This window comes from Streptococcus mitis (genome assembly GCF_009496155.1).
GTDB lineage: Bacteria > Bacillota > Bacilli > Lactobacillales > Streptococcaceae > Streptococcus > Streptococcus mitis_BQ.
Genome location: NZ_WIJP01000017.1, coordinates 1 through 26864 on the forward strand (window position 1 = coordinate 1; position 26864 = coordinate 26864).

Annotated in this window: 19 protein-coding genes and 2 pseudogenes; 4 read left to right on the forward strand and 17 right to left on the reverse strand. The window is 37.7% G+C overall.

From position 1 onward, the window contains the following. The 5 genes from GEZ84_RS09370 to hprK all read right to left on the reverse strand — a co-directional run. Nucleotides 1-5151: Rib/alpha-like domain-containing protein (locus tag GEZ84_RS09370; protein WP_153224341.1), on the reverse strand; the 5151-nt coding region annotated here is incomplete at its 3' end. Nucleotides 5152-5538: 387 nt separating this feature from the next. Further along, nucleotides 5539-5925 carry a YtxH domain-containing protein gene (locus GEZ84_RS09375; RefSeq protein WP_153224342.1) on the reverse strand — a complete coding sequence of 129 codons (387 nt, stop codon included), beginning with the start codon at nucleotides 5923-5925 and terminating at the stop codon, nucleotides 5539-5541. Between the two features lie 15 nt (nucleotides 5926-5940). Beyond that, on the reverse strand, nucleotides 5941-6324 hold the full coding sequence (locus GEZ84_RS09380; RefSeq protein WP_000895040.1) for a DUF948 domain-containing protein: 384 nt from the start codon (nucleotides 6322-6324) through the stop codon (nucleotides 5941-5943). Then, nucleotides 6325-7113 (reverse strand): prolipoprotein diacylglyceryl transferase, encoded by a 789-nt coding sequence (gene lgt, locus GEZ84_RS09385; protein WP_153224343.1) that lies wholly within the window; start codon nucleotides 7111-7113, stop codon nucleotides 6325-6327. It abuts the gene before it with no gap. Next, nucleotides 7106-8041: an HPr(Ser) kinase/phosphatase gene (gene hprK / locus GEZ84_RS09390; protein WP_070482020.1), complete on the reverse strand. Its 936-nt coding sequence runs from the start codon at nucleotides 8039-8041 to the stop codon at nucleotides 7106-7108. The genes lgt and hprK overlap by 8 nt, the downstream gene beginning before the upstream one ends. A 96-nt stretch (nucleotides 8042-8137) precedes the next feature. On the opposite strand from hprK, the gene GEZ84_RS10970 reads away from it, so the two are divergent. Further along, complete coding sequence (locus GEZ84_RS10970) at nucleotides 8138-8296, forward strand: hypothetical protein (protein ID WP_228113037.1); 159 nt, start codon at nucleotides 8138-8140, stop codon at nucleotides 8294-8296. A gap of 71 nt (nucleotides 8297-8367) precedes the next feature. Here the strand turns inward: GEZ84_RS10970 and rpsU are convergent, their stop codons facing one another. Beyond that, nucleotides 8368-8544 carry a 30S ribosomal protein S21 gene (gene rpsU / locus GEZ84_RS09400; RefSeq protein ID WP_000048054.1) on the reverse strand — a complete coding sequence of 59 codons (177 nt, stop codon included), beginning with the start codon at nucleotides 8542-8544 and terminating at the stop codon, nucleotides 8368-8370. Between the two features lie 151 nt (nucleotides 8545-8695). After that, nucleotides 8696-9403: a glucosamine-6-phosphate deaminase gene (locus GEZ84_RS09405; RefSeq protein ID WP_153224345.1), complete on the reverse strand. Its 708-nt coding sequence runs from the start codon at nucleotides 9401-9403 to the stop codon at nucleotides 8696-8698. A 150-nt stretch (nucleotides 9404-9553) separates the two neighbouring features. Here GEZ84_RS09405 and queA point away from each other — a divergent pair, with 150 nt between their 5' ends. Together queA and GEZ84_RS09415 are read left to right on the forward strand one after the other, a co-directional pair. After that, on the forward strand, nucleotides 9554-10582 hold the full coding sequence (gene queA / locus GEZ84_RS09410; RefSeq protein WP_153224358.1) for a tRNA preQ1(34) S-adenosylmethionine ribosyltransferase-isomerase QueA: 1029 nt from the start codon (nucleotides 9554-9556) through the stop codon (nucleotides 10580-10582). 570 nt (nucleotides 10583-11152) lie between these two features. After that, nucleotides 11153-11761 (forward strand): hypothetical protein, encoded by a 609-nt coding sequence (locus GEZ84_RS09415; protein WP_050540534.1) that lies wholly within the window; start codon nucleotides 11153-11155, stop codon nucleotides 11759-11761. Between the two features lie 86 nt (nucleotides 11762-11847). On the opposite strand, the pseudogene GEZ84_RS10975 reads toward GEZ84_RS09415, so the two are convergent. The 6 genes and pseudogenes from GEZ84_RS10975 to GEZ84_RS09445 all read right to left on the reverse strand — a co-directional run bounded on the left by GEZ84_RS10975 (nucleotide 11848) and on the right by GEZ84_RS09445 (nucleotide 16874). After that, nucleotides 11848-12050: pseudogene (locus GEZ84_RS10975) on the reverse strand (hypothetical protein). Between the two features lie 125 nt (nucleotides 12051-12175). Further along, nucleotides 12176-13036 (reverse strand): YihY/virulence factor BrkB family protein, encoded by an 861-nt coding sequence (locus GEZ84_RS09425; RefSeq protein ID WP_153224346.1) that lies wholly within the window; start codon nucleotides 13034-13036, stop codon nucleotides 12176-12178. Nucleotides 13037-13063: 27 nt separating this feature from the next. Beyond that, on the reverse strand, nucleotides 13064-15118 hold the full coding sequence (locus GEZ84_RS09430) for a sodium:proton antiporter (RefSeq protein WP_319946446.1): 2055 nt from the start codon (nucleotides 15116-15118) through the stop codon (nucleotides 13064-13066). Nucleotides 15119-15129: 11 nt separating this feature from the next. Beyond that, nucleotides 15130-15384: a hypothetical protein gene (locus GEZ84_RS09435; protein ID WP_000361089.1), complete on the reverse strand. Its 255-nt coding sequence runs from the start codon at nucleotides 15382-15384 to the stop codon at nucleotides 15130-15132. Beyond that, the gene (locus GEZ84_RS09440) at nucleotides 15377-15934 is read right to left on the reverse strand and encodes a tRNA (mnm(5)s(2)U34)-methyltransferase (RefSeq protein WP_194252060.1); all 558 of its coding nucleotides are present in this window, start codon (nucleotides 15932-15934) and stop codon (nucleotides 15377-15379) included. Before GEZ84_RS09440 ends, GEZ84_RS09435 begins: the two co-directional genes overlap by 8 nt. Continuing rightward, nucleotides 15918-16874, reverse strand: a complete 957-nt coding sequence (locus GEZ84_RS09445; protein WP_023946280.1) for a TIGR01212 family radical SAM protein — start codon at nucleotides 16872-16874, stop codon at nucleotides 15918-15920. The genes GEZ84_RS09440 and GEZ84_RS09445 overlap by 17 nt, the downstream gene beginning before the upstream one ends. Before the next feature lie 91 nt (nucleotides 16875-16965). Here GEZ84_RS09445 and GEZ84_RS09450 point away from each other — a divergent pair, with 91 nt between their 5' ends. Beyond that, nucleotides 16966-17325: a DUF3397 domain-containing protein gene (locus tag GEZ84_RS09450; protein ID WP_153224348.1), complete on the forward strand. Its 360-nt coding sequence runs from the start codon at nucleotides 16966-16968 to the stop codon at nucleotides 17323-17325. A 76-nt stretch (nucleotides 17326-17401) separates the two neighbouring features. Here GEZ84_RS09450 and GEZ84_RS09455 read toward each other — a convergent pair. The 4 genes and pseudogenes from GEZ84_RS09455 to GEZ84_RS09470 all read right to left on the reverse strand — a co-directional run bounded on the left by GEZ84_RS09455 (nucleotide 17402) and on the right by GEZ84_RS09470 (nucleotide 26863). Further along, nucleotides 17402-17712 (reverse strand): annotated as a pseudogene (locus tag GEZ84_RS09455) (hypothetical protein). Nucleotides 17713-18200: 488 nt separating this feature from the next. Continuing rightward, complete coding sequence (locus GEZ84_RS09460; protein WP_153224349.1) at nucleotides 18201-24671, reverse strand: S8 family serine peptidase; 6471 nt, start codon at nucleotides 24669-24671, stop codon at nucleotides 18201-18203. Nucleotides 24672-25257: 586 nt separating this feature from the next. Further along, entirely contained in the window at nucleotides 25258-26043 is a 786-nt protein-coding gene (locus GEZ84_RS09465; RefSeq protein WP_153224350.1) for an ABC transporter permease, read from the reverse strand. A gap of 1 nt (nucleotide 26044) precedes the next feature. Continuing rightward, nucleotides 26045-26863 (reverse strand): ABC transporter permease, encoded by an 819-nt coding sequence (locus GEZ84_RS09470; protein WP_153224351.1) that lies wholly within the window; start codon nucleotides 26861-26863, stop codon nucleotides 26045-26047. Nucleotide 26864: the final 1 nt, after the last annotated feature.

Below are 26864 nucleotides of genomic sequence, written 5' to 3' on the forward strand. Positions count from 1 at the left end.
CTTACCTGTAATCTTATCTCCTGGTTTTGCTCCTTCTGGAATTGTAACAGTGACTTTGCCATCTTTATCTACGTCGATAACGCCTGGTTGGTCACTTTCGAAGGTTGTGCCGTCTGGAATCTTCTTACCATTCGCTTCTGTCAATGGAATTTCAACCTTAGAGCCTGGTTTGCCATGGCCATCATTGTATTTCGGTGTGTAATCATCAGATACCTGAGTCACCTTAACTGTTACTGGAACCTCATCTACTGTTTTGTCTGGGTAAGTAACGAGTACTACTGCCGGCTTATCACCTGCTGTAGATGTGTCCGGTGTTTCCTTCCACACATATGTTGTTCCGTTTGGAAGATTATTTTTGTTACCAATACTATCTTTGGCTTCTGGTGTTTTATTCAAACCTACAGTTTGATTAACAGGAGTTGGTGTATACGTATCCTTTTGTGGTGTAACGGTTACTGTTACTGGGACATCGATCGTCGAACCATCTGGATAGGTAACAGTTACAATACCTGGCTTGTCACCTGGTGTAGAAGTATCTGGTGTCGTCTTCCATGTGTAATTTGTGCCATTTGGAAGGTCACCATTATTACCAATACTGTTCTTAGCAATTGGTTGATCCTTATGCCCAACTGTTTGAGTTTTGGCTGTTGGAACAATATTTGTTGCCTCCTTAATTGGGCTTGGTTCTGACACAACATTATCTTGTCCTGGTGTTTGAACAGTTGTTTTAGCTGTAATATTTCCTACTGGAACCTTACCTGTGATAATTGCAGTTGCTTTCCCATTTGTTACCGTTCCTGTACCAATAACAGTTGTTCCATCTGGACCATAAAGAGTCACGATTGAACCATTTTTAACTCCCTCTCCAACAGAAACAGTTACTGGGACATTTTCTTGATTAGACTTACCTGTTAAATCCGTTTCAATCGTTGGAGCTTTTGGCTTAACAATGATGGTTACTTGCGGATTAGATTTGGCTACTGTGTTATCTGTATGAGTTGCTGTTGCTGTGTACTTAAAGACACCTGCTGTATCTTGAAGTATCTTTGGTGCTGTTCCTTCCCAGCCCCACTCAACTCCAATTCCTTTACCATTAGGTCCAGCGTCTGTATATTGGTTAGCGTCCACACGCCCCTTCCAGCTTCTTAACGAATCTCCAACTGTAACAGTCGCCGTTTTACCTTTGATAGGATAAAGAGCTGCTTTATTAGTTGTCGCTACTTTCTCTGGACTAGGATCAGATGTGACATCTTGCTCACCAGATGTTTGAACAGTTGTTTTAGCTGTAATATTTCCTTTTGGAATTGTTCCTGTAACTGTCGCTTTTCCATTAGCCACAGTACCTGTACCAATTGCACGTCCATCCTGAGAATAAAGTGTTACAATAGAGCCATCTTTTACCCCTTCATGAACATTTACAACAACTGCTGTGTTAGGCAATTCTGCCTTACCAGTTAAATCCGTTTCAATCGTTGGAGCTTTTGGTTTAACGATAACGGTTACTTGTGGATCAGATTCTGCTACTGATTTATCAGTATGAGTTGCTGTTGCTGTGTACTTAAAGACACCTGCTGTATCTTGAACAACTTTCGGCGCTGTTCCTTTCCAACCCCATTCTACCCCATTTCCACGTCCTTTTGGTGCATTTGTGTATCGGTTCGAATCTACACGTCCATTCCATGTTTTTAGCGAATCTCCAACTGTAACAGTTACTGTCTGACCTTCCAGTGGATGCTGACTAGCTAAGTCTTTTCCTACATGAACAGGGACATCAATATTCTCACTTGACTTATCTGGATATGTAATTTTTACAACTGCTTTTTTATCTGTTCCTGTAGTATTGGTTTCAGGTTTTGAAACTACTTCAAAGATGGTTCCATTTGGAAAGGCTGGTGTACCAGGTTTAGCAATGACTTTTCCTTTAACTTCATCATCTGTGATGGTATGGTTAAATGGTACAGTCAGCGTATTTGCTGCTGGAGTATACTTTTCTGCCTGTTCATGTACTTCAAATACAAAATATCCTGTTGTTGAATTTGTACCATCAGTTGAAATTGCACGGGCAGTATACTTACCTTTTGCAACACCTAAACCAACTGTTCCTGTTACATTTTGTCCTAATGGCGAACCTTCTGTTGCCGTGCCATTGACAGGTGTAAAGTTAAAGCCACTTTGTAGGTTTTCCATTTTGAAGTTCGTGACATTTCCACTGTCATCTGTAGTGATGAGACGTGTATTTACTGCATCACCACGGTATAGTGGAATAACTATATTTTGTCCTTGTTCATGAGTTTTTCCTAACTCCACTTTACTACCATCGTCTTTAGCCCAGTAGATTTTTGGTGGCGTTGTATCACGAACCACTACTGGAACTGTTACTTCATCTGTTGATTTATCAGAGTAAGTCACAATAACTGTAGCTGTTTTGTTACCTGTTGTATCTGTATCAGGTTTTTGTTTAACACTTAACGTCGCACTACTTGGGTAATTTTTAACTTTTGCTTTAATTGCTTCATCTGTTAATTCTTGTTTGATTCCAATTTCAACAGTTTCTGCTGTTGGATTGTGTTTTTCATTCTCTTTAGTGGCTGGTACAACTTTTACTTTTACTGTCTTAACAATTTCGTGACCAGCGTCATCAGTTGCCTTAAAGTTAACTGTTTTTTCTCCAATATCAGTTTCCTTTGCCGCTCCAAGGTCAATAGATAGTGTCTTTTGTTTATCAGTATTTACTGAATAGTTCGTTTGTTGCGTAAATAGATGATTACCATATTTTGTAGCTATATCTGAAAAATCTAAATTTACCTTAGTATCATCTCGTCCATCTAAGTTAAATAAGATTTTCTCACCAACTTTTACAGTTTGTTCTGCTGGTGTAACAGTCAATGTGGGTGCTTGTGTATCTGGTTTAGGGGTTGGAGTAACAGGATTACTTCTATTAGAAGTTACTGTTCCATTATTATTCACAACTGTTTCAGCTGTAATAGGGTTTCCTGGTAAAGCTCTTGTAACTGTAACTGTCGCAGTCTGTCCATTAGTTGTTCCAGTTCCAATAACTGTATTACCATCATAAAGTTTAACTGTCGAACCGTTTGGCACTCCACTTCCGACATTAACCGTAATTTGTTGATTTGGTAAGCCTTTTTTATGTTCAACATTTGTTGTAATCGTCGGTTGTTTTGGTTTAACGATTAATGTAACTGTTCCATCTGAACCAGAACCGGCATCAGTTGATTTAGAACCGTCTTGATAAGTCGCAATAGAAGTATACTTGAATACTCCAGCTTGTGCTGTGCTTGGTGAATTATTCCCTGCCCAACTCCAACTCATACCAGCAGGGAATGATTTATTATTTTTATGTTTAACATAACCTGAAGATACAGGATTTATTGGATCTCCTGCGTTATCTCCTACTGTTTTTGTAACTGTTAAACCTTGAATTGGGGCTAATGGTGCGTCTGGGGTAGTTACTAATCTTGTTCCAGTAGCAGCATACACATACCCTGCCGTTGCGTTTGTAGCTAATCCTGCTTTAACAGTTACAGCCATAGTTCCCGCTGCTTTAGCTTGATCCGCCGTTACATTATCCCTCAAACGCATCTTGACATGATATTTATATGCGTACTGAACATTTGGGCTTATTGTTAATAAATGCGAATAAGAAGCACTCGGATAGCTTCCGTTTGATTTGATAATACTGTTTAAGTCACTATTGTATTGTAAGTTTTTCAACATCTGTTGTCGTTGATCATCTCTATTCGGACCACCTGTCAGTTGATAGAAGCTATATGATTCTCCCCAAACTCTTTGAGAACTATCATCTTCATACTTTCCACTCCTTAAAGGAACATGATATGTATTTCCCACTTTAGTGAAATTATTAGGATTATGAGAAAGTGTTCCCCCACTTCCATTATTTCTATAGCGCTCATAGTAAGCCTCAGCAATAGTACCTTCTGGATATCTTCCATTATTATACAGAATATCACGTGGCGGATAGAACCAAAAAGCATTCCTAGCATTCCCATCTAAAGCTCTACCGTCATTTTGGAAATAAACATCATAAGTAATATATTTCGCACCATTCTCTTCACTGTATTTTGCAGTCATGAATGTTTTCTGGATTGTTCGATCACGATTACCGTTTTCTGTTGACCCTTGACCTTTTGCTTCTGATATAAACTCTTTAACATTAATTAAGGCATTTTCTACACGACCATATTCAACCGTAGTTGCTCTAAAGTTTGTACCTTGAACCATGCTCTTGCCATTACGTGAGTCACGAGCACCTGAAGTCAAACGTGTTGTAGCGTTTTTAACAGAGTTAAACATTCTCTTTACACGTTTTGTCATATCTTCAACATCATTCAGAGAAACTGTTGTATTCTCAAGAACACCTTGAGCCAAGCCCAATAGTTCATTGGCTTTTTCAAGAACTTCTTTGCTAGTCTCATGCTCAGGCAATTCCAAAACAGCTGCCTGCAATTGATCTACAGATACTTTCAAAGCATCTTTTTTAGCTGATACAGTTTGACTCTCTTCGCTTGCGCTTACTTCAGGAGAAGATTGGCTTGCTAGATTGTCAGCTGGCTTCTCAGTTTTATCTACTTGAACCGCAGTTGGTTCCTTAGCAGCTGATACGACTGTCACATCTTTAGACAAGAGTTCTACAAGTTCATCGATATCCTTTTGGGCTAGCTCAGAACTTTCTAGGGCTTCTTTTCCTTTTTGAAGTCTGTCTTTGACAGGCGATACTACTGACTCGTCAAGGTTTAATTTAGTAGAAAGAAGAGCATTTAATTCTTCAACTACTTTTTTCAACTTGGCTTTATCGACTGTAGGCGCGTTATTTACAGCATTTGGAAGCGCTTGATTTTCTGAAAATTTGTTTCCTGCATCTACTTTGTTTGCAGTAGATTCTGTAACATCCTCAGGCGAATCGACCTTATCTTTAGGGTTCACTACACTCGCATTAAGTTGTGAAGCCTTGTCAACTACACTATCCGCACTCGCAACGCGCGCACCCAAAAACATCAGTGCTGCAACAGCTACTGAAGCCGCACCAAAGCTATATTTACGAATAGAAAAGCGTAGAACCTTTTCACGTTGGTGACGCTTTACTCTACTTAGTGAATTCGATTTGTTTTCCATTTTTCCTCCTTATGTCAAAATATAAAATCAAATTAAAAAGCAATTTTTATAGCTAATCCCAAGTAGGAATATAACCATAAAAAATCACTATGATGAGTATTTTACACATCACAGCTATCACAGCTATCACAGCTCAATTATACCACATTTGACATATTTAATCAAACATGTAGCATTAAACTGCTTAAAATTCGAGAAATATTGTATTTTTAAAGATAATATTATAAATATTTTAATTATTTGTATTGAAAAACAAATCTATTCATAGAAAAAGTAGATGAATTTCTTTCATTCAACGTTTTATCCGCATAAAAAAGCCTATAAGCTCTATAGAGGTATAAGCCACTAGAGAGTTTATAGGATCTAGAATAGTTACTATTTATTTTATTATTTTTTTAATTCGATAATAATCTCTTCCGAATCATCAAACGTTTCAGCCTTTTCTTGCCAGTGCTCCTTGAGATTATTGAATCGATCCTTTGATGCTTCTGTTGCTTGAAAAACATAGGATTTAGCTTGATCAAGTACACTGTCCACAGTGATTTCACCTGACTCAACCTGTTCTTTGGTTTTAAGAACAAAATCTGTGGCCTGCTCCTTGACTTCTGTCAGTTTTTCACAGACCTGCTCCTTGGCATACTCAGGATCTTCTCTCAAATCATCTAGAAAATCTTGAGCCTGACTGCAAACTTGTTTGCCCTTGTCGCTTGTTAAAAACAAGGCAAGAGCTGCACCTGAAACGGTTCCTAAAAGGATTGAGGATAGTTTACCCATAAGGATTCTCCTTTTTTATTTTTTGAAAAATTTACTTGCAAGACGAAGAGCTGACAAACTTGCACCAGTCTTGAGGGTTTTTGAACCAGCTGATGAAGCTTTCTTGCTCAAGACACGCGCATGGTCATTGAGGTCTGAAACAGATAGAGACAAATCTGCAACAGCGCTAAAGAGTGGATCAATCGTTGCCACCTTGACATTGATATCATCTGCCAAGACATTGACCTTAGCCAGCAATTCATTGGTATGATGCAAGGTCACATCCACATCTGAAGTCAAGGTTTTAATCGTCTTTTCTGTTTCATCGATAACACGTCCAAGCTTTTGTACAGTAATAATTAGATACACTAAAAAGACAATCAAAGCAAGGGCTACAAGAATATATGCAACTTCTAACATTTACTTTTCCTCCTCTGTAATATAGAAAGGGGCCTTCTTTCGATTTTGATATAGAATGATAAAAATACCGAGACCGATAAGGACAACTGAAAGCCATTGAGACACTCGAAGTCCAAAGAACATGAGGCTATCTGTCCGCATGCCTTCGATGACCATACGACCGAAACCATACCAAATCAAGTAGAAAGCAGTGATATGGCCTCGTCTGAGGCTCTTCCATTTTCGTCTGAATATCAAAATCAAGACAAATCCAAGTAGATTCCATAGAGACTCATAAAGGAAGGTCGGTTGACGGTAGCTCCCCTCAATATACATCTGGTCACGGATAAAGCCAGGTAGATAATCCAGATTATCCACTGCTGCACCATAAGCTTCTTGGTTAAAGAAATTGCCCCAGCGACCCAGACTTTGGGCAATCATGACACTCGGCGCCGCAATATCTAGAAAATCCCAAGTATTAATGAGTTTACGATCAGCAAAGATATAGAGTACAAGAGCCCCAGTTATCAAACCTCCGTAAATGGCCAAACCACCATTCCAAATGGCAAAAATCTCTCCCAAATTCTGACTATAATAATCAAAACGGAAAATGACATAGTAGAGACGAGCTCCTAAAATAGCCAGAGGAAAGGCTACCAAGATAAAATCTAAAATATCGTCTGGTATGATCTTCTTTCTAGGCGCTTCTTTCATGGTCAAATAAACCGCCAGAATCAAGCCTGTCACAATACACAAGGCATACCAACGAATGGCTAGAGGGCCAAGATGAATAGCAATTGGATCAAGCATTAGGCACCTCATTTTGAGCAATAAGATTTGTCAAGCGTTCTTCGAACAAACGCGTCGCATCAAAGCCCATTTCCTTAGCACGATAATTCATGGCAGCCGCCTCAATCACGACAGAGATATTACGACCTGTTTTAACTGGGATACGGATACGAGGAATAGCTACGCCAGAAATTTCTAATTCCTCTGCATTGTTCCCAAGACGATCAAAAGTCTTATGCGTATCGTAATTTTCCAAATAAACAGCCAGCTGGACTTGTGAAGAGTCCTTGACAGCACTGGCACCGTAGAGGCTCATGACATCGATAATCCCAACCCCACGAATTTCAATCAAGTGTTTCAAGATTTCAGCTGGTTCACCCCAAAGAGTAATCTCATCCTTGGCAAAGATATCGACACGATCATCTGCTACCAAGCGGTGACCACGTTTGACAAGCTCTAGACCTGTCTCGCTCTTACCAATTCCACTATCGCCTTGAATCAAGACACCCATACCATAGATATCCATCAAGACCCCGTGCACACTGGTCCGTTCTGCTAAACGTGAATCCAGATAACTAGATAACTCTCCAGATAAACGACTAGTTGCTGTACGACTGGTTAAAATGGCAATCTTACATTCTCTAGCTGCCTTTAACATTTCCTCTGGAACTACCAAACCACGGGCAACAATAACCGCAGGTGTCTCAGGTAGAAACATTTTTTTCAAGACTTGGTAACGGTTGTGAGAGGACATCGAAACAAGATAGGACCACTCCTTCATTCCCAAAAGTTGAATCCGCTCTGGCGTGTAGTAGTCAAAATAACCTGTCATTTCAAGACCAGGTCTAGTTATGTCCGCTGTATTGATTTCCTTTTCAAGCAATTCTGGTTCGCCATAGACAATGTCTAGTCTAAGCTTTTCAATCACTTCTTTTACTAAAACCGACATCATTTTCTCCTTCAAATGAGTTCTTCTTTCTATTATATCAAATTGTAGGAGGATATTTGAGATTTTTGCAGGCTTTGGAGTATTTATTTATACTCAATGAAAATCAAAGAGCAAACTAGGAAACTAGCCGCAGGTTGCTCAAAACACCGTTTTGAGGTTGTAGATGGAACTGACGTAGTCAGCTCAAAACACGGTTTTGAGGTTGTGGATAAGACTGACGAAGTCAGTCACATACATACGGCAAGGCGACGTTGACGTGGTTTGAAGAGATTTTCGAAGAGTATTAAAAGAAAAAGGACTAGATTTCTCCAGCCTTTCATTTCTAATTAGAATTTTTTACGTTTACGAGCTGCTTCTGATTTACGTTTACGTTTTACAGAAGGTTTTTCATAGAATTCACGTTTGCGTGTTTCTTGAAGAGTACCAGCTTTAGTAACCGCACGTTTGAAACGACGAAGTGCGTCGTCAAGAGATTCATTCTTACGTACTACTGTTTTAGACATTTTTTTCACTCCCTTCAAGTTCAAGATCTATTCTATTCTACACGTAAAAGGAACAATTGTCAAGAAAAAATGCGGTTAAATTTAGATTTTTTCTGCCATTTATACAAGTCTTGAAAGCACTCAGTAAAAGATACTGAAGGAACTCACGTTTTTATTTTTCAAGTAAGCTAAGCGCTTCAGCATCTGCGATGATGGTCACATCAGGGTGATTTTGTAGGCTACTTGCTGGTAGATTCTCAGTCACTGGGCCAGACACTGTTCCGGCAATGGCTTCTGCTTTTGATGCACCGTAAGCAAAGAGAAGAATTGACTTAGCATCCAAGATGTTTTTAATCCCCATTGAAATGGCTTGGGTTGGAACATCTTCAATCTTGTCAAAGAAGCGCGCATTGGCTTCAATAGTAGACTGGTCAAGTTCTACAAGATGTGTTTGGCTATCAAATGATGTTCCTGGTTCATTAAATCCAATATGTCCATTGCGACCAATTCCCAAGATTTGCAGGTCAACTGGATGGTCAGCCAAAATTTGGTTGTAGCGTTCAACTTCAGCTTCAGCATCGTCCTTAACTCCACGAGGCAAGAAACTTTCTTTAAATGGTTTTTGGTTAAACAAGTTTTCTTGCATGAAGTAACGATAAGACTGTGGATTGTCTCCATCAAGTCCTACATACTCATCAAGGTTGACACTTGTTAGATTTGAAAAATCAAGGTCACTATCAACAATTTCCTTGTAAAATTCAAGTGGACTACTTCCTGTCGCAAGTCCTAGAGTTTGAGCTCCATTAGCCAATTTTTCCTTCAAAATCTCAAAAGCAACTTTTCCACCTTCGACTTGGTTTTCAACTTTAATAACTTTCATCTTTTCATCCTCCGTTTTAATCTATATTTATTATATGGTATAGACCAATTTTTGTCAAGTGAAAACGATTTAATTTCTAAAAAAAGAGCGACTATACTTGAAACATGTTATAATGGATAGGATTAGAATTTAGAAAGAATGAACAGATATATGAATACAGCTGATTTTGATTTCCACTTGCCAGAGGAATTGATTGCCCAAACGCCCCTTGAAAAACGGGATGCCTCTAAACTCCTCATCGTCAACCGTGAAACTGGAGAAATGCAGGATAAACACTTCCACTCTATTATTGATATGCTGGAACCTGGTGATGCCCTTGTCATGAACGACACCCGCGTTCTCCCTGCCCGCCTCTATGGTCAAAAGGAGGAAACTGGAGGTCATGTGGAACTACTCCTCCTTAAAAACACTAGTGGAGATGAGTGGGAAGTTCTGGCTAAACCTGCCAAACGCCTCAAGGTCGGGACTCGTGTTAGCTTTGGTGATGGTCGCCTCAGCGCTGTCGTTACAGAAGAATTGACCCACGGAGGCCGTATTGTCCGCTTTGAATACCAAGGAATTTTCCTAGAAGTCTTGGAAAGTCTAGGAGAAATGCCTCTGCCACCTTATATCCACGAAAAACTGGATGACCGTGAACGCTATCAAACTGTCTATGCCAAGGAAAGTGGCTCTGCTGCTGCACCTACTGCTGGTCTCCACTTCACCAAAGAACTGCTGGCAGAAATCCAAGCTAAGGGTGTTCATCTGGTCTATTTGACTCTCCATGTCGGACTTGGAACCTTTAGACCTGTTTCTGTGGACAATTTGGACGAACACGAAATGCACTCAGAATTCTACCAGCTTTCTGAGGAAGCAGCTGCCACCCTTCGCTCTGTTAAGGAAAATGGTGGTCGTATCATCGCTGTTGGAACCACTTCTATCCGTACCTTGGAGACCATTGGTTCCAAGTTTGATGGTAAAATCCAAGCAGATTCTGGCTGGACCAATATCTTTATCAAACCTGGCTATGACTGGAAGATTGTAGATGCCTTTTCAACCAATTTCCACCTGCCAAAATCAACTCTGGTCATGTTGGTTTCTGCCTTTGCAGGACGAGAACTTGTCTTGGATGCTTATCAACATGCCATCAATGAACAGTACCGCTTCTTTAGCTTTGGCGATGCCATGTTTATCTATTAATTTTCATAATCAAAAAAGCGCATATTATCAGGTGAAATCCTTTGGCGCTCTAAGCTTTTCTAATGATAGGGACAGGTCGCAAAAAAGTCTGAAAAGCTCTTAGAATCGTTGTCTCAGCACCAAAAATACGTGAAATCTGCATAATTAAAATAAATTTCAGGGGGAGTTATACAAAAAAACGACGATTTAAATCGTCGTTTTACCAATATAAATATGCAATCTTTTTTGAAAATACGTCTATTTATTTTTTATGGTTTTTTATTGTAAAGTAGACCCAAACAAATGAACATAGGTTGTCGAAAGCAAATGTAAAAACTGCAAGGATGATAGCTCCTGTATCTAAATAACCTCTTTCAAGACCGTTTTTCAACAACAACAAGCCTGTAGTTTCGACAAAGATCAAAAATAAAAATATATATAAAATTTTCACATTAAGCATATTGTTACCGCTTTCTTTTTATTTGGTTTTATTGTATAATAAAAGTTGAAAAAAATCAAAAATAAAAAGGAGTTTCCGTTATGTCTAAGATGTTTAAATGCATGTGTTTGCTAGTTATGTCTATTTTCTGTATGTCTAGCATTTCCCCGTCGCTTGTTGTTTTTGCTGATGATAGCTTATCGGCAAACTCTAAAGTTGTATCTGGTGAGACTCAGTTTAAGAATGGCTCATCAGTGCGGTTCGGAGATACGCAAGTAAATATTTTAAGTGATGAAGTTCTTGAGGTGGTCAATCCAGATGGAAGTGTAGACACTATTGAACAACGTGCTGATGGTGTCTATGTCAATGGGTCATTCTATATGGCTTATCAAAAGAATGAAATCGACCTAAATATATCTTTTAGATCATACGATCCTAATGTTTGGAATTACGTCAACACAATACATGGGAATAAACTAGAAAACACATTCGCTAACTTCATGGTTCAATCTGGAATATCCGCGTTTTTTGCTATTATAGGTTCTATGGTGGGTGGCCCATGGGGTGCAATAATTGGTGGAGCAGATTTTGGTATACAAGCTTATCAGTCTTACTTGGAGTCACAAAGCCCATATCCATACTACATAACAAATACTTATATCCATGTTGCTCAAAGAAAATGGAAGTTTATCACTGGATACTATAGAAACTCAGATTATACTGGGTATGAAAAAACCGAAACAACCTACGTGAATTTCTAAAATATAAACCCTGCCTAGATATAAAGGTAGGGTTTATATTTTAGTTAATTGCTCAAGTAATTTGTAAGCATAATACTTGCGAAACTCTATTTGTTCAAGCGGTTCAAAAGCTCTTGTTTTTATCCTCAAGCTCAGCTCTCCTTTGCTCGATTTCTTCACGTCTTTGGGCAATTTCTGCTTGCGCCTCGGGAGTTTCCAAAGTGCATTGCGACTTGTGAAATTCTACTAGCATATCAACGATTTTTGGGTCTAATTCGTTGACATAATCAGGATTTGACCATTTCGGCACGTTGCTTGCAGGTGCTTGCTTTTTGTCGCCTTTTTTGGGCGTTTTGGCTTGTTGTTCAGCTTTCTGACTATAGTTGACCTCGTGAAATTTTCATATTATGCGTTTTATAATGAATTAAAAATTCGTTAGTCTTTTCTAAAATTCAGATCTTTCAAACTCTGGACACTAGCATTGATAACCGCGCCGACAATCAAAATCTTAGCAATGAGAATAAACCAGAACATCATGACTACCACGACGATGGAACTAAAAAAACGGACGTCCACGATGTGATTGACATAATTGTTGACATAGACTGAAAAGATATTAAGTAGTAAGACCAGAGTCAACAAGGCAAAGATACTACCTGGCAACACAGAGCGAATCCGTCGAACCGTAACATTGGGCAGGAAATAATAAAGCATGACCAAGATAGCAAAAATCAAGGCATAGACCAAGGGGCCTGTTAGGTCTTGCAAGTAGTCAAATAAAGGACTATCTGATTTCCAGTAACTTTTGATAAGGTTGAGAAGCATGCGGCCAAAGACACTGAGAAAGAGGGCTAAAGCAAAGAGAATCTGCAAGCCAAAACTGACAAACAAACTCATGAGCTGACTGGAAATCATTCCACGATTTTTTGCTACTCCGTAGGCTTTATTAAAGGCTTTCTGTAGGAAATTCATGGATTTTGAAAAAGTCCAGAGGGCTGACAAAACCGCAAAACTCAATAAGCCCGTTGACGGTTGGGTCAGCACTTCTGTAATAATATTTGCCACCACATCATACATGGTATCGGGCAAGAATTCATTGACAACCTTTAAAAAATTGGAAACTGGAATCTGAAAATAAGGTAGGATATTGACCACCACCAAAAGCAGGGGGAAAATCGAAATCAACCAATAGTAGGCTACTGCGACACTAGTCAACTCACTATCTGATGCTTGATAATAATTCAAAAAGGCTTTTAATAAAGGCTTGTCTGTCAGCTCTTTCCACCACTTTTTCATGTCACACTCCTTCACTTATAATCTTGATTAATTTCTTCTTACCAATTCCACCATATCATAAGGCAGGGTATTGGCAGCTTCCTTCAGAGAATAGTTCTCTAAGTTATTGACATTTTGTCGTAACTTCTTGGCATACTTGGTCGTAATCAATCGTTTTTCTTCGTATTCGAAAATCAACTTGCGCTCCAAATAATAGCCTCTCAGCATTTCATCGATATTGTTGGGCTTGACGCGATTGATAACCCGTTCGACAAAGGCACCACTGGTGATAATAGCTGTTTCTCGGAGACGAGAATCCTGCATGAAGCTGATCAAGGAACTCTTATAAACCCCTTTTAGGTTCTCCAGACTTTCGATAATCATCTCAGTATTTTCTAAATAGAGCTCTGCAATTTGGTCATAGTCAAGGGCTCGGAGTTTCTGTGATTCTTCATTTTTCCAACTGCGAAAAGTCTTGCCTAAGGTAAAGACTTCGTGAAGGAGAAAACGTAAAATCCGCAAGGAAACAAGGAAATAATAGGTCAATCGTGAAGCAAACTTGCGATTGATGCTTTGTTCCATGTTTTTCAAATAACGCTGGTAGACTCGATAGGCACGCTCACTCATCTTGTCCTCTTCATAAGCCTGTTCTAAACCATCACTTTCAATACTGAGGATGAGAAGTTTCAAGGCCTCCCAGTCTTCTTGAGCTCCCTTATTTTCTTGACTCAGGATGAGATTTTCAATACGTCCATGATAATTGTCAATGGCTGCATAGAGAGGGAGCTTATTTCTGGTATCTTCCAACTCTTTTTCCAACTCTAGCGTTACTTCATTCAAAATAGCGATATGCATGAGATAATCCTTGCTTTCTTCCTGTTCATCAGAAAGATGGGGCAAGACCAAGAGACCTGTTAAAAAGCTTACAAGCGTCACACCTGCGACAAGGAATAGCAAGAGAGGATACTCCTGCTCTAGATTACTTGGTATCAGAAGAATCGTAGCAATCGACACCGTTCCCTTGACACCTGAGAAGGTCAAAAGAAGCATGTCCTTCATATACTTATTTAGCTTTTTCTTGAGTCGTCTGGTTCTATAGGCATAATAGCCATAAATCATGACAAAACGAATAGCAAAGAGGACAAAGGTAAGGGCGACAAGAGATAGCAATAACAGTAAGGGATTATAGATTGGATTGGTCAAGATAGGCTCTGCTATCATTTCCAACTCCATCCCTAAAATCACGAAGACAGAACCATTGAGCATAAAATTCACTGTATGCCAAACCGTCTCGGTCACCGTATCCACTTGGGCTTCGAGGAGCGTAATTTTCTTAAAGCGGCTTGCCTTTAAAATCCCCGCAACCACAACGGCAATAATCCCTGAAACATGGACTTCTTCTGCCAGGAAGAAGGTCACCAGGGGCAAACTCAATTCTAATAAAAGTTCGCTGGCAATATCCGTTGCTCTCACACTTAGCAAGAAGCTATGAAGGAAACGGTTGATCATGGCTGTTAAAAAGCCAATCAAAAAACCGCCTAGAATTGAAAAGATGAGCGAACTACTAGCTTGCCCAAGGGAAAAGGCTCCAGTTGTCCAAGCTGTCAAAGCTACCTGGAAGGCAACCAAACCAGATGCATCATTCAAGAGTCCTTCACCTTTAAGAATATTGGACACGCGCTTAGGAAAGCTAAAGCGCTCCGAAAGAGAGGCAAAGGCCACCAAATCCGTAGGGCCAAGGGCCGCCCCAACAGCCAAACAAGCTGCCAAGGGGAGGCTGAACCAAAGAAGATGAGCCAAGCCACCCAAACTCAGTGTCGAGATGAAAATCACTGGAAATATGAGATAGACAATGATTCGCCAGTGCTTTAAAATAGCCGTAATATCTGCTTCTTCCGACTCTCTGAAAAGCAAGGGTCCAATAACCAGGGCCAAAAACAACTCTGTATTGAGATGAAAGTCGGTATTGGGTAAAAAGAGACCAATCACAATTCCCAAAAGAATTTGCACCAAAGGGAGAGGCAAAAAGGGCAGGAGTTTATTGGTTGTACTTGAGACAATCAATACCAGTAAAAATAGGATGAGGTAAATCAGTAATTCCACGCACTTCCTCCTTAGTCTTTTTTACAACAGGATTCAAATATCTCCTTCTGCTCTTTGATTTTTTGGTCAATCTTGGAACAATCTTTATGCTCAATTTTTCTCTGGCACCGTTCCATTTCAAGAGCAACTAATTTTTTCTTGATTTTAAGCATTTTTTTGCTCATATGCACTTGATCTAACACCCCCACCGCTCGTTCGTGGTGGGTTGATTCAACAAAATTCTGGCGCATGGCATCCAGCTTTTCACGTAGGTATTGTTTATCCATGTCTATATCTCTCTAATTTCTCAATCATCACTAAAAATGGCGGGTTGTTGACTTGATTCAGGGTTCTGTAAATGGCAGCTGTATACTCTTGTTGGTTCAACTGGCTAACAAAATCCAAGACAGCATCTCTCTCAAGGTCACCTCCTTCATGCCCATAGTAGATCATAATAGCAATCCGTCCACCTTTGACAAGTAAGTCACACAGCTTTTTCAATGCTTCAATCGTTGTCTGAGGTCGGGTGATGACAGACTTATCAGCTGACGGCAAATAGCCCAGATTAAAGATCCCTGCCTTGGCTTCTGTCACAAACTGGTCCAGTGTCTCATGGCCTTGCAAGATTAACTGGGCATTTGTCATTCCAACCTGGTTCAAACGCTCTTGAGTTTTCTCCAGAGCTTGCTCCTGAATATCAAAGGCATAGACTTGCTTTGCTAACTTAGCTAGAAAAAGCGTGTCATGACCATTTCCCATGGTTGCATCTACTACGATATCATCCTGAGTTACAACCTCAGCCAAAAAGTCATGTGCCATCTCAAGTGGTCTTTTCATTTTCAAACTCCTGTTTTACAGCCTTGCATCCTTGAACACTTCCGCGACGTCGCATCTCCATCTCAATGCTGTTGAGAACTTCCCATTTATTGAGACTCCACATAGGTCCAATCAGCATATCTCTAGGTGCATCTCCTGTGATTCGATGGATGACGATATGCTTGGGAATGATTTCCAGTTGGTCACAGATGACCTTGACATATTCGTCCTGACTCATCAGTTGCAAACGTCCCTCGTGGTAGTCCCGTTGCATACGCGTATTGGTCATCAGGTGAAGCAAGTGCAATTTAATCCCTTGAATATCATTATCCGTAACACAGCGGCGTACATTTTCAATCATCATCTCATGGGTTTCACCAGGAAGTCCATTGATCAGATGGGAAACAATCTCAATCTTGGGATACTTTCTCAAACGCTTAACCGTTTCCACATACAATTCATAGGAGTGGGCGCGATTAATCAGGTCAGAGGTTGTTTCATAAGTAGTCTGCAAGCCCAATTCTACCGTCACATGCATGCGTTCCGATAACTCAGCCAAATATTCAATGGTTTCGTCTGGTAAACAGTCTGGCCGTGTTCCGATATTAATTCCTACCACACCTGGCTCGTTGATAGCTTGCTCGTAGCGCTCTCGGATGACTTCCACCTTTTCATGGGTATTGGTAAAATTTTGAAAATAAACCAGATACTTCTGCACGTCTGGCCACTTACGGTGCATAAAGTCAATTTCCTTATAAAATTGCTCACGGATAGGCGCATCTGGTGCTACGATAGCATCTCCAGAACCTGAAACCGTACAAAAAGTACAGCCTCCATGAGCCACAGTTCCATCACGATTGGGACAGTCAAATCCCGCATCAATCGGGACTTTAAAGGTCTTTTCTCCAAAGAGTTTTCGATAATAATCATTCAAGGTGTTATAAGATTTCATAACCTTCATTATAACAAAAAACATCTACAATCTCAAAAGCCTGACTTTCCTATAAATTCCTCTGTTTCTCGTTTCCTTTAGCCATTTTTTATGATACAATATGGGTATGATTTTAATGAAATTAGCATCTATTTTATTATTGATACTGACCTTAGTCGTCTGCATTATCATAACCAAACTTTTTAGATTAAAAAAACTAGGACGAAACTTTGCGGATTTGGCTTTTCCAGTTTTAATATTTGAGTATTACCTGATTACAGCTAAAACCTTTACCCATAATTTCCTCCCTAGACTGGGGCTAGCCCTCTCAGTCCTAGCCATTGTTCTCGTTTTTTTCTTCCTTTTGAAAAAACGCAGCTTTTACTATCCTAAATTCATCAAATTCTTCTGGCGTGCAGGATTCTTATTGACCCTTGTCATGTATATCGAGATGATTGTTGAATTGATGGCTCAGAAATAAAAAAATGAAATCAAAAACACCTCAATCAAACTAAATACAGTGATTGAAGTGTTTTTTTCTTTATCTATTTTTTTCATCAATTCCTATTTTCTTTATCAGGAAAGAGATAACCAATACCTACACAAGCTAGCACACCTACTCCAATCACCAAGCCACTTGAAATTGGCAAAAGATCCAAAATTGCATTCGCAATGATAAAGGCAATAATCAAACACATGAGACTAGCCTTGTAATCCTTTTTCAAAAGATTCTCCAGAGTGAAAAAGAGGAACAGGCCTACTGGAATCAATGACCAAAGGTTGACATCTAAACTTGGCCAGCCAACAGAACCAAAATACAATACTGTCGCTGCTGTAGTAAAAATACAATTCCCAATAATTTTTTCATTTCTTTATCTCCAATTTCTTTTTTAGGAACTTGAGTTGTCTAATACTGCCCCCCTCACGTCCTTTACACAAATCATTATAGCAGAGGTCAGTTTCAAGAACAAGTTCTTTTGCCTATCTGGTCTCTATCTCGGTCTAAGTGGTTGAATAATAGCGATAAATAAGGAAGCAGGTGAAAAACTTCCTCCCAAATAAAAAGGAATTAAGCAACCAAACGCTACTTAATTCCTTGAAATTATCTCATCACCTCTATTAGCCTTTAAATTTTGATAAACTCTATTTTCTAATCAATGTTATCAATATTTATCAATACTAACCCTTTCAATCAATTCATTAGTTTTCTAATCTAAGTCTATTAATAAATCCAAAAAGAGTATCAATAGTAAAGTAAACTAAATAATTGAGTTATAGATGACTATTTTTACAAAATTGTTTCATCACCACACTATCTCATCTCAGTACACAAACCATTTTTCTATAGCTTTTGTCCTAATCTTGATCTTTTTTCTTCAATCCAAGGAGTGATCCTACTATAAACAATATTCCAGCAATGAATGGTGTAAAACCTTCTCTAACTGTTCCGGTTTTTGGCAATCTATCAGAATTATTAGTATCCGACTTACTATCGATTTCATTTAGATAATCTTCTTTCGTATTTTCAAAGTTTTTATCATTTTTATCAGGAACTGGAGCTGTAACATCCTTGGTTGAATCAGAGTTGTGTGAATGATTTTCTCTTTGTAAATCCTCCTTTTTGTAATTTTCATCTAATTGACTATGACTTACCTGTTTGTTATCTTTCTTTTTCGATACATCAAAAGTAGGTTTATTTTCCTCTTCCTTTTTCTCCTCTATTTTCTTGAATACAGGTTTTATAAGGGTATCTTTTGATAGATTAAGAACATAGCCAGTGTCTTTTTTTCCTTCGAAACCAGAAATTTCCCAGCCATCAAATTGATAGCCTTTTTCTAATTCACCCTTATAGACAGGTAAAATGAAATCTTCTTCCGACACTATCGTTGAACTCATTTCTTTTCCATTTTGAATGGTCACAGTTACCATATGAGGTTTTAGTTCGCTTACCTCTCCCGTATCTTTGTTTAAAATGAATTCTTTTACAGTTGTATTTCTTGCAAAATCTTTTACAAGAATCTTAATGTTTAGTGTCTTATCTGCTATTTGTTTAATATCATCAAATGATTTGTATTCTTTTCCATTTACATAAATATGTTGTTCTTGAATCTCACCATTGAATCCATTATTTCTCTTATCATTGATGTTAAAGACTACAGATTTTCCGTCAGCATATTCAATACTAGTATTTCCCTTAGGATCAATGTTTACTTCTGGTTTAACATTATCATATAAAAATTGATAGTGTACTCCAACCGCTTTCGCATTCAAATCACTATAGCCAGTTTGAAGATAAACATTTCCATCCATATCTGTTACCTTATCTGGGAATCCGTTTGCTTTATAGTCTTTCATTCCCCAGTCCATGATGTCACCGTCTTTAACATTAAGCTTAATGTTAAAATCTCTAGTGTTATCAATGTGTAAATCTCCGTAGATTAAATAATTATCTACAACCGATTCATTAACTCTCAACTCCCAGTTAAAACCACCCTTATCAGAAATCTTACCTTTTAAATAGAATTCTGGATTTCGTACATAAATTTTATTAAATTTAGATGGATTAAAGTAGTTCTTGTCCATTGAAAGGTTTACTGGTTTTGCATCAATAAATAACGTAGAGCCATCTTCTTTTATAGCTTCTACATTGGACTTATCCTCCCCAGTGTACTCTTTACCATCCTTACCAAATAATACCAGTTTAGAAGAATCTGTCACAAGATTTCCATCTTTATCGATTGCTTCCCCTTTATCATTCATTTTAAAGGTAAACACTTGATACCTTACAATATTAAAGCCGTCCAAAGCCGACATTAATACTGATTGAGTACTTCTTCCATCTTCAACATTTCTACTATCAGCATAAATTATTTTTTCTGAAAGGACTCTTAGATTAGGATTGGCATTTTGTATTTTTGCTATATCTTCCTTGCTATAGACTCCATTTCCTTCTAACATATCCGTTTTTCCAGGATTATAGGTAGTCACTTTTAGTGCATAGCCTTTTCTTAGAATGATGTTATCCTTTAACAGATATTGTTGTTTTTCTGAATCAGAATAGATTTTACCAGATTCCATGTCCGTTAAATTGTTTGGTTTGTTTTTTGAAAGATCTCCTTCTCCTAATTCTATTATATTCCCATAACTTGATGCATAGGGATATTCTGTCTTAGTTTCCTTATTTTTTTCAGGCATTCTAATCTTCGTTTCAGCTTTTATCTGATCGCCATCTCTAACAAAGAATCTCATATCTCCTGCAAAAGCTAATCCATCCACAATATCATTAATATTAGCGTATAAATCAAATGTCATCGTTTTTGAGTGGGAATCATACTTGGTCGTTTTGATTTCTATCGATTTATAGTTATTACCATAATATACCTTGGCATTTTTAGAAACATTACTGATCTTTCCAAGAATTTCAAAGTGTCCATCTTTAGACGGGCTTAAAACACCATAAATTTTTGATTTGATTTCGTCAAGTTTTTCAGTTTCATATTCTAAGGCACTACCATCGTCATAAGCAATGATATTTCCCTTATCATCGTATTTATAATCGTATTCTTCTGTCCTCTTACCAGTTTCACTTGTAAAGTCATCAACTTCTCTAAATTTCTTTTTAATGAGTTTCTTTAAGTCTTTACTTTCAAAATCTCTCATTGTTGAAATGACTTTATTGATAGTAAAGCTAGATTTTTCTTCGGTAGCCTCTTCATTTTCTTGATGATGTTCTACTTCAGTTGTATCTTTTTTAAGACTATCCTCTTTTCTATTTTCTAAATTTTTAAATTTAGATTCGGAAATCTCGCCAAGCTTTTGGTAGTTAGATGAATCTTGATCAGGATCTACTAGATAATAGGAAATCATCCCCTTTTCATCAGCATGATCAGCAAATTTAATTCTATGAATCTTTGTGAAATTGCTAGAGCCATCTAATGCAATGACTTCAATGATTTTTCCTCTTAAATCTCCTGCACCATTAATTTCATAAATAGTATTTCCATCTTTGTCAAGTTTTCTGTTTCTTCCTTGACCCTCACCTGCATAAGTTACTTCAAGATTTTTCTCAACCTCTCCATCTTCATTAACCAGAGCGGCGCCAGCATACCAAACTTCGTTAGCAATCTCGTCAAATTTTTCAGGATGTTCTTTTTGATCTCTCGCAAATAACGTTTCATTCTTGTATTGCTCTTTTACCTTGTGATAAGTATCCTTTGTGATCAGCTTAATTTTTTCAGGATTTGAAAAATCAACCGAAACAATCTTAGGGGCTGTGTTATCAATTTTTACAGGAATATAGGAAACCTGCCATGGGTAATCTTTAGTTAATCTATATTTAAATTTATAGAAATATTGACCTTCTGCAATTGGTTCAAATTGACCTCTTATCTTAGTAGCAGGATCTTGGTTATCCTTACTTTCTGGTGCATTTTCTTCTCTACCTCTAGGGTTATAGATGAGTCCATCCCACTTCAAGTCACCCCAAACCTTTAGTTTAGAAGATTTGATTCCCTTTGCATCATTTCTCTTAGAGTTTAAAATTCCTTTAATAAAGTGTTCTCTCGAAATGACTTTTAAGTCGATTTGATTGTCTCCCTCTTTATTTGTATTTACTATTGAAATCAATCCTTCTTCTGCACTTCTTAATACAAGTGGAGAAGGTGTTAATCCTCTTTCAAGTTGAGCATCTTGAGGATTTCCATTTGAATCTAAAGGATAAATTTTAGCAATGTTAGAACCACTTGATGATGGTGCGTTGATCCCTTCGTTATTGAAAGCAAATAATTCTGGATTTTGATCAAGCGATGTTATATTTTTATCTTTTCTATTTTGTATAACTCCTGCTGGATTAAATTTATCTATACCATGTTCTCCACCAATTCCCTTATTTAAGGTTCCTGGAATTTTTGGTTTACCATCATCATCATAACCTTCCATTGTTTTTGATTTTGAACCTTCTTCCCAGGCCCATTTATCAAGGATTGGTTCCTTGTTCCAATCCCCAGCAAATCCCATTAGGGGCATTGATAAAGAAGGTTGGAAATTTGTTTTCTTACCATTGGAGTTTAGAGCTTCCATTTCTTCCACTGACTCAAAATGAATAAATGATTCTACAAATTTATTTTTGTTTTTTGCTTCCCCAACGTTTATAACCGCATTTAAATCAAAGCTAGAATTTGGACCTATAGTGAAAGTGTCATGCTCAAATGTGATATTTGCTCCTTTGATTTTTTCTGGGTGGATTTCTGGAACAACTTGCTTCCCATCTGGAGATTTTTCGTCTTTATATGTTTCATCCAGTTTTAGTCTGTCAGTTAGAGCATCTGTAGTTATAGCAGATGCTGAAACTTTAAAGGTCAAAGGTCTGTTTGATGTATTGTGAAGCTTAATTGTAAAATATTTTTCTTCTCCTTTTATTTCTTTAAGAGAAATAGAACCATAAGAGTTTACCAAGCCTTTAGAATCCGTGTTTTTGAAAGTCGCTACAACTTCATTTCTCAAAGCATTGGCAACATTAATTAGTCCTGCTCCCTGTTGTCTAGGTGATGCAAAGTATTGGCTTTTTTCTTTCCAAGAAGTCGCATCCATCATAGGGCGTGCAGTATTTTGTAGGGCTATTTTTGTAAGACTTGTAAGGTCTATTTTGTCATCTCCCTTAAGATTTTTCAATACAGGTCTTTCAAGCATTTCCTTTAACTTCGGTCTGATCAAAACAGTAGAAGCTGCTACGATTGGAGTTGCCATACTAGTCCCTGACATATAACCATAAGTTGATTTCCCATTAATGACATTGAGAGTGGATTTAATATTTTTACCAGGTGCTGAGACATCAGGCTTTAAAAGCAAATCTGTTCTCGGTCCCCAAGATGTGGACCCTGCTGGAACTATGATATCTTCTTTATACAATTCTTTGTCTGTGTCAGGTGCAAACTGAAAGTCAATTTCTTTTTCGTCACCTACATTCGGTTTATTAGAATTATAGCTTGCCATATCAATTGGATAGTATTGTTCTAATTTATCCTTAAACTCTTCCTTATTATTTCTTTTGACTTCAGTTTTTTTATCAGGGTTAATCATGTTCCATAACTTTACACCATCATCTCCTGAAATTGAGAAAACTTGACTAGTAGTTCCTTCATCCTCCTCATATCCCATAGCTGGAAGCTCTGTCCAATTATCTCTATTGTAGTAATTTACAGTATTTACAACCATAATGGCGCGTGCGCCCTTATCCGTTGCTCGTTTAAAAGCATTTTTTAAATCCTTTGTATAAATTCGATCCATTACTGCAATTTTGCCCTTAAGATTTAATCCTATCAAATCTTGGTCTTGACCTTTGCCTATATATACAAATTTCAATTTACTAGGAGCTTTTGAACCATCTTCGTTTGTTATGATTTTATTCTTATCGAAAAAGGCACCTATATTTCTGTATTTAAAACTTTCTCCTCCAATCTTAACTTTATCAAACTCAACTATTTGATTTTTAGCAGATGCGACTGCTATCGCATCTTCATGTGCTGCAGTTCGTGTTACATTTCCAGTGTCGGTCATTTTCAGATTATTATTTGCCACTAAATCCCATGAAGAACTTGAAGCAGAAGTTGCATAGTTACCTGTAGCTACGACCATTGGAATGCCTGCTTTTCTTAACGCTCTAATAGCTTGCCAATATTTCTCACCTACAAGACCTGTTCCTGTAAAGCCAGATGATACAGAAACAACATCGACATTATGTTTGATGGAATCTTCAATAGCATGAAACATTGTTTCATCCCCTGCGAAGCCAGATCCTGCGTCAGAGTACATTTTATAAGAGAAGATCTGTGCATTAGGCGCAATTCCATCTATTCCGTTAAAGTTTTTAATGTCTTTTTCATTATCATTTCCCGCAAGAATCCCAGCAATATGCATCCCATGTGGATCAAAATAATCGCTTCCATCATCAGCTTTTTCTACAGTAATTTTACCACCATTATAATAATTGAAAGCATGAGGAATTTTATCACTCAACCAGAAATTTTTATCAGTACCTTTTAAGTCTTCTTTTTTAAATCTCATTGAGCCTTTAGCATCATCATCAATCCTCATGGCCTTATGCCTATAATCTGTCCCGGTATCGATATTTGAAATGACCATACCTCTACCATCAAAATTTTTACCAAATGGAGCATTGATAGACTTTAGGTAATCGATAGCCTCTTCAACTCCAATCTCCTTTCTAGCATGATTCATCATTGGCTGGACTTTTTGTGATCGTTCAACCGATGAGATACCTTCTATTAGTTTAATTTTGTCCAGATTATCTGGAGTTGTTTCTATTGCAACACCATTAAAAACCGTATCATAAGTATATAAAACTTTTGTATCCTTAAGATTGGATAATTCCTTGATTACTTTTTCTCCAGATTCTTTATCTTTAAATTCAGCAATATAGACAAGTTTATCCTCTTTTTGGGGACTTTCTGGGTCTTTACTTGCAGACAAGTCCGCTTTATCTCCTTGGGATTGATTAGAATTTTCTTCTTTGATTTTTGCTTTTTCATTGTTGGTTTTATTGTCTATCACAGATTCTTTACTAACAACTTCTTTTTCCTCAATAACTGTTGTTTTCTTCTCTTCAGTATCCTTTGAAGTTTCTATAGCATTATGAATATCTTCATGTTTTTCTTTGTTTTCTTTTTGTTTACCTACTACTGTTTCTTTATCAGATATTTTTAAAGAATCTTCAGAACTAGGTGTATCTGCTAGGATTACCTCGTTAGGGACATATGCTGCTAAAATAACTGCAGCTGTGGTTAATGACAATACTGTACTTTTTTTCATTTTAATTCCTTACATATTTATTTAACTTCCGATAGATAGAAAACTTTAACTTTGCTAGCCTTTGTTATAAAAAGTTTTACTAAGTATTATCTAGGAAATAGAGTAGTACATTTATATATAATTGTTAGCTCTCTGAAAAATAGTATATCAATTAAAAATTTTTAAGTCAAGAAAAATTAAGGTCTGTTAATTTTATTTTTAACACATGTTAAAAAATGATACAAAGTTTCGTACTTAACTGGGATACATTATAAGTACATTCACACCATCAAAAATAGTAGCAATCAACTTAGAGCACTACCAGAATAACAAAAACAGACATAATTGATGCAATAACAATACTATTAAACAAAATAAATAACCGATAAGAACTAGGTTTAACGGTTATTTTCTACATATCAAAATTTTTTTCAAAATCTCAGTCATTTGTTCACCTGTGACCTAGGATTTACGAGTACCTTGGTCTACCAACTGAGCTAAATCGGCATTTACCCTTATAGTATAGCACTATAAAGAGGGATGTCAAGGAATTTTCATCTCTATTAGAAAAAGCCTGTCCTAAGACAAGGCTTTGATATTCTATTATTTACGAACCCGCACTTTCGTAGGAATCCAAGCCCCTGTCCCAGAGTTTAAGGGAAATACCGAAAAAGACAAGGGAAATCAACATCAAACCTCCGATGTTAAAAAGAACATCCTTGTCCTGCAAGAAATAGCTGGCAGGATAGTAGGCCGTAAAGGCGAAAGGCACGATAAAGCTAATCAACCAACGAAGAAATGAATTATAAATTGAAATCGGATACTTAGCAAAATCATTAAACATATAGAAAATGTAAATCATGGCGCCTGACTGTTTAGTCCAAAAAGCAATACTGGCTGTCGCAATTTTCAAGGAAGTATAAATCAAGGTCGCAAAAGGAATGCAGACTAGAAAAATCAGGAATTTTGGAAGAGTCCAAGCAATGCTGGTCACTGTTGTTCCCAATAGGATGCCACCGACCAAAAGTTCGCCCAAAGCATCAATCTGAAATGTCTCAACCAGGATGTGAAAAAGAGGATTGATAGGACGAGTCAGGTATTTGTCAAACTCCCCTTTTCGGACTAAACGTTGACCCAATGCCCAGAGATTGTCAAAAAAGAGGTGGTCCAAGCCCTTGGGAATCAAAGAAAAACCATAGATAAAGGTAATTTCTTGAAAAGTCCAGCCTTCTAGGGATGGAATATGTTGAAAGATAACATTAAGAAACAAGAGATTTAAACCTTGAGTCAGAAATACTCCTAGGACACCAACTACAAAATCGACCTTATATTCCATGATTTGCTTGATGTATTGTCTAATAAAAATCAGATGCATGCGTTGATATTTTTTCATACTAACCTCCCTGAATGGTGATAAATGACTGGACTCGTTTCCAAATCAACTGAGACAAGCCCACCATCACTAAGAGCCAGAAAAACTGCAAAAGGAGTGCCTGAAGAATCTGGCTGGCATCGTATTTCCCAACAATAATCATGACTGGCGTGTAGATTAAGGATGAAAAAGGCAAGAAGGACAGAATATCTGAAACCACCTTTGGAAAGAAAGCCAAGGGAATCAGACTTCCAGACATAAAGGCCACTATGGAAGTCTTGAGTAGATTGGAACCCCATAGATTTTTAAACACAAAGGCTGAAAATCCAAAGCAAATATTAAAGAAAAAATTAATCAGATAGGCGAGCGTTAAGCTAAAGAGATATAGGACAGTTAAACCCAACACTTCTACAACGCCTTGTCCAAATAAGATTTTCATCAAGACAATGACACTTAAAAATGGAAGGCCAACAGAGATAAAAATCAACCACTTGGATCCGAGTTCTGTGAAAAGATAGGAGGCCGCAAAATGCACTGGTCGCAACAAGCGCATGATAATAGAGCCATCCTTGACCTCCTCCCCAATCATAAAGGACGAGTCTGACCTAGTCAGAAGATTTGTCACAAAACTCATGATGATATAAAGGATAATATCTGCCATACTAAAGCCCTGAATCAAAGACTCTTGTGAGGAATCAAAGACGGCCTTCCAGAGATAAAAGGCTACAAAAGCCCCCATGACATCGCCGATCCGATAAAGAATAAAGTTGACTCGGTAAGTGATTAATTCCTGAACACCTGCATTGATAAAGGGTTTATAACGTCTCCACAATTTGACCATA

Excerpts from the sequence above, each read along its gene's own strand:
- queA (WP_153224358.1), top strand. The coding sequence starts at position 9,554 with ATGAATACAGCTGATTTTGATTTCCACTTGCCAGAGGAATTGATTGCC.
- rpsU (WP_000048054.1), bottom strand. The coding sequence starts at position 8,544 with ATGTCTAAAACAGTAGTACGTAAGAATGAATCTCTTGACGACGCACTT.
- GEZ84_RS09380 (WP_000895040.1), bottom strand. The coding sequence starts at position 6,324 with ATGTTAGAAGTTGCATATATTCTTGTAGCCCTTGCTTTGATTGTCTTT.
- GEZ84_RS09435 (WP_000361089.1), bottom strand. The coding sequence starts at position 15,384 with ATGGATAAACAATACCTACGTGAAAAGCTGGATGCCATGCGCCAGAAT.
- GEZ84_RS10970 (WP_228113037.1), top strand. The coding sequence starts at position 8,138 with ATGAAAATCAAAGAGCAAACTAGGAAACTAGCCGCAGGTTGCTCAAAA.
- GEZ84_RS09445 (WP_023946280.1), bottom strand. The coding sequence starts at position 16,874 with ATGAAGGTTATGAAATCTTATAACACCTTGAATGATTATTATCGAAAA.
- GEZ84_RS09450 (WP_153224348.1), top strand. The coding sequence starts at position 16,966 with ATGGGTATGATTTTAATGAAATTAGCATCTATTTTATTATTGATACTG.
- hprK (WP_070482020.1), bottom strand. The coding sequence starts at position 8,041 with ATGTCGGTTTTAGTAAAAGAAGTGATTGAAAAGCTTAGACTAGACATT.
- GEZ84_RS09465 (WP_153224350.1), bottom strand. The coding sequence starts at position 26,043 with ATGAAAAAATATCAACGCATGCATCTGATTTTTATTAGACAATACATC.
- GEZ84_RS09405 (WP_153224345.1), bottom strand. The coding sequence starts at position 9,403 with ATGAAAGTTATTAAAGTTGAAAACCAAGTCGAAGGTGGAAAAGTTGCT.
- GEZ84_RS09440 (WP_194252060.1), bottom strand. The coding sequence starts at position 15,934 with ATGAAAAGACCACTTGAGATGGCACATGACTTTTTGGCTGAGGTTGTA.
- GEZ84_RS09415 (WP_050540534.1), top strand. The coding sequence starts at position 11,153 with ATGTCTAGCATTTCCCCGTCGCTTGTTGTTTTTGCTGATGATAGCTTA.
- GEZ84_RS09460 (WP_153224349.1), bottom strand. The coding sequence starts at position 24,671 with ATGAAAAAAAGTACAGTATTGTCATTAACCACAGCTGCAGTTATTTTA.
- GEZ84_RS09375 (WP_153224342.1), bottom strand. The coding sequence starts at position 5,925 with ATGGGTAAACTATCCTCAATCCTTTTAGGAACCGTTTCAGGTGCAGCT.
- GEZ84_RS09425 (WP_153224346.1), bottom strand. The coding sequence starts at position 13,036 with ATGAAAAAGTGGTGGAAAGAGCTGACAGACAAGCCTTTATTAAAAGCC.
- GEZ84_RS09470 (WP_153224351.1), bottom strand. The coding sequence starts at position 26,863 with ATGGTCAAATTGTGGAGACGTTATAAACCCTTTATCAATGCAGGTGTT.
- lgt (WP_153224343.1), bottom strand. The coding sequence starts at position 7,113 with ATGCTTGATCCAATTGCTATTCATCTTGGCCCTCTAGCCATTCGTTGG.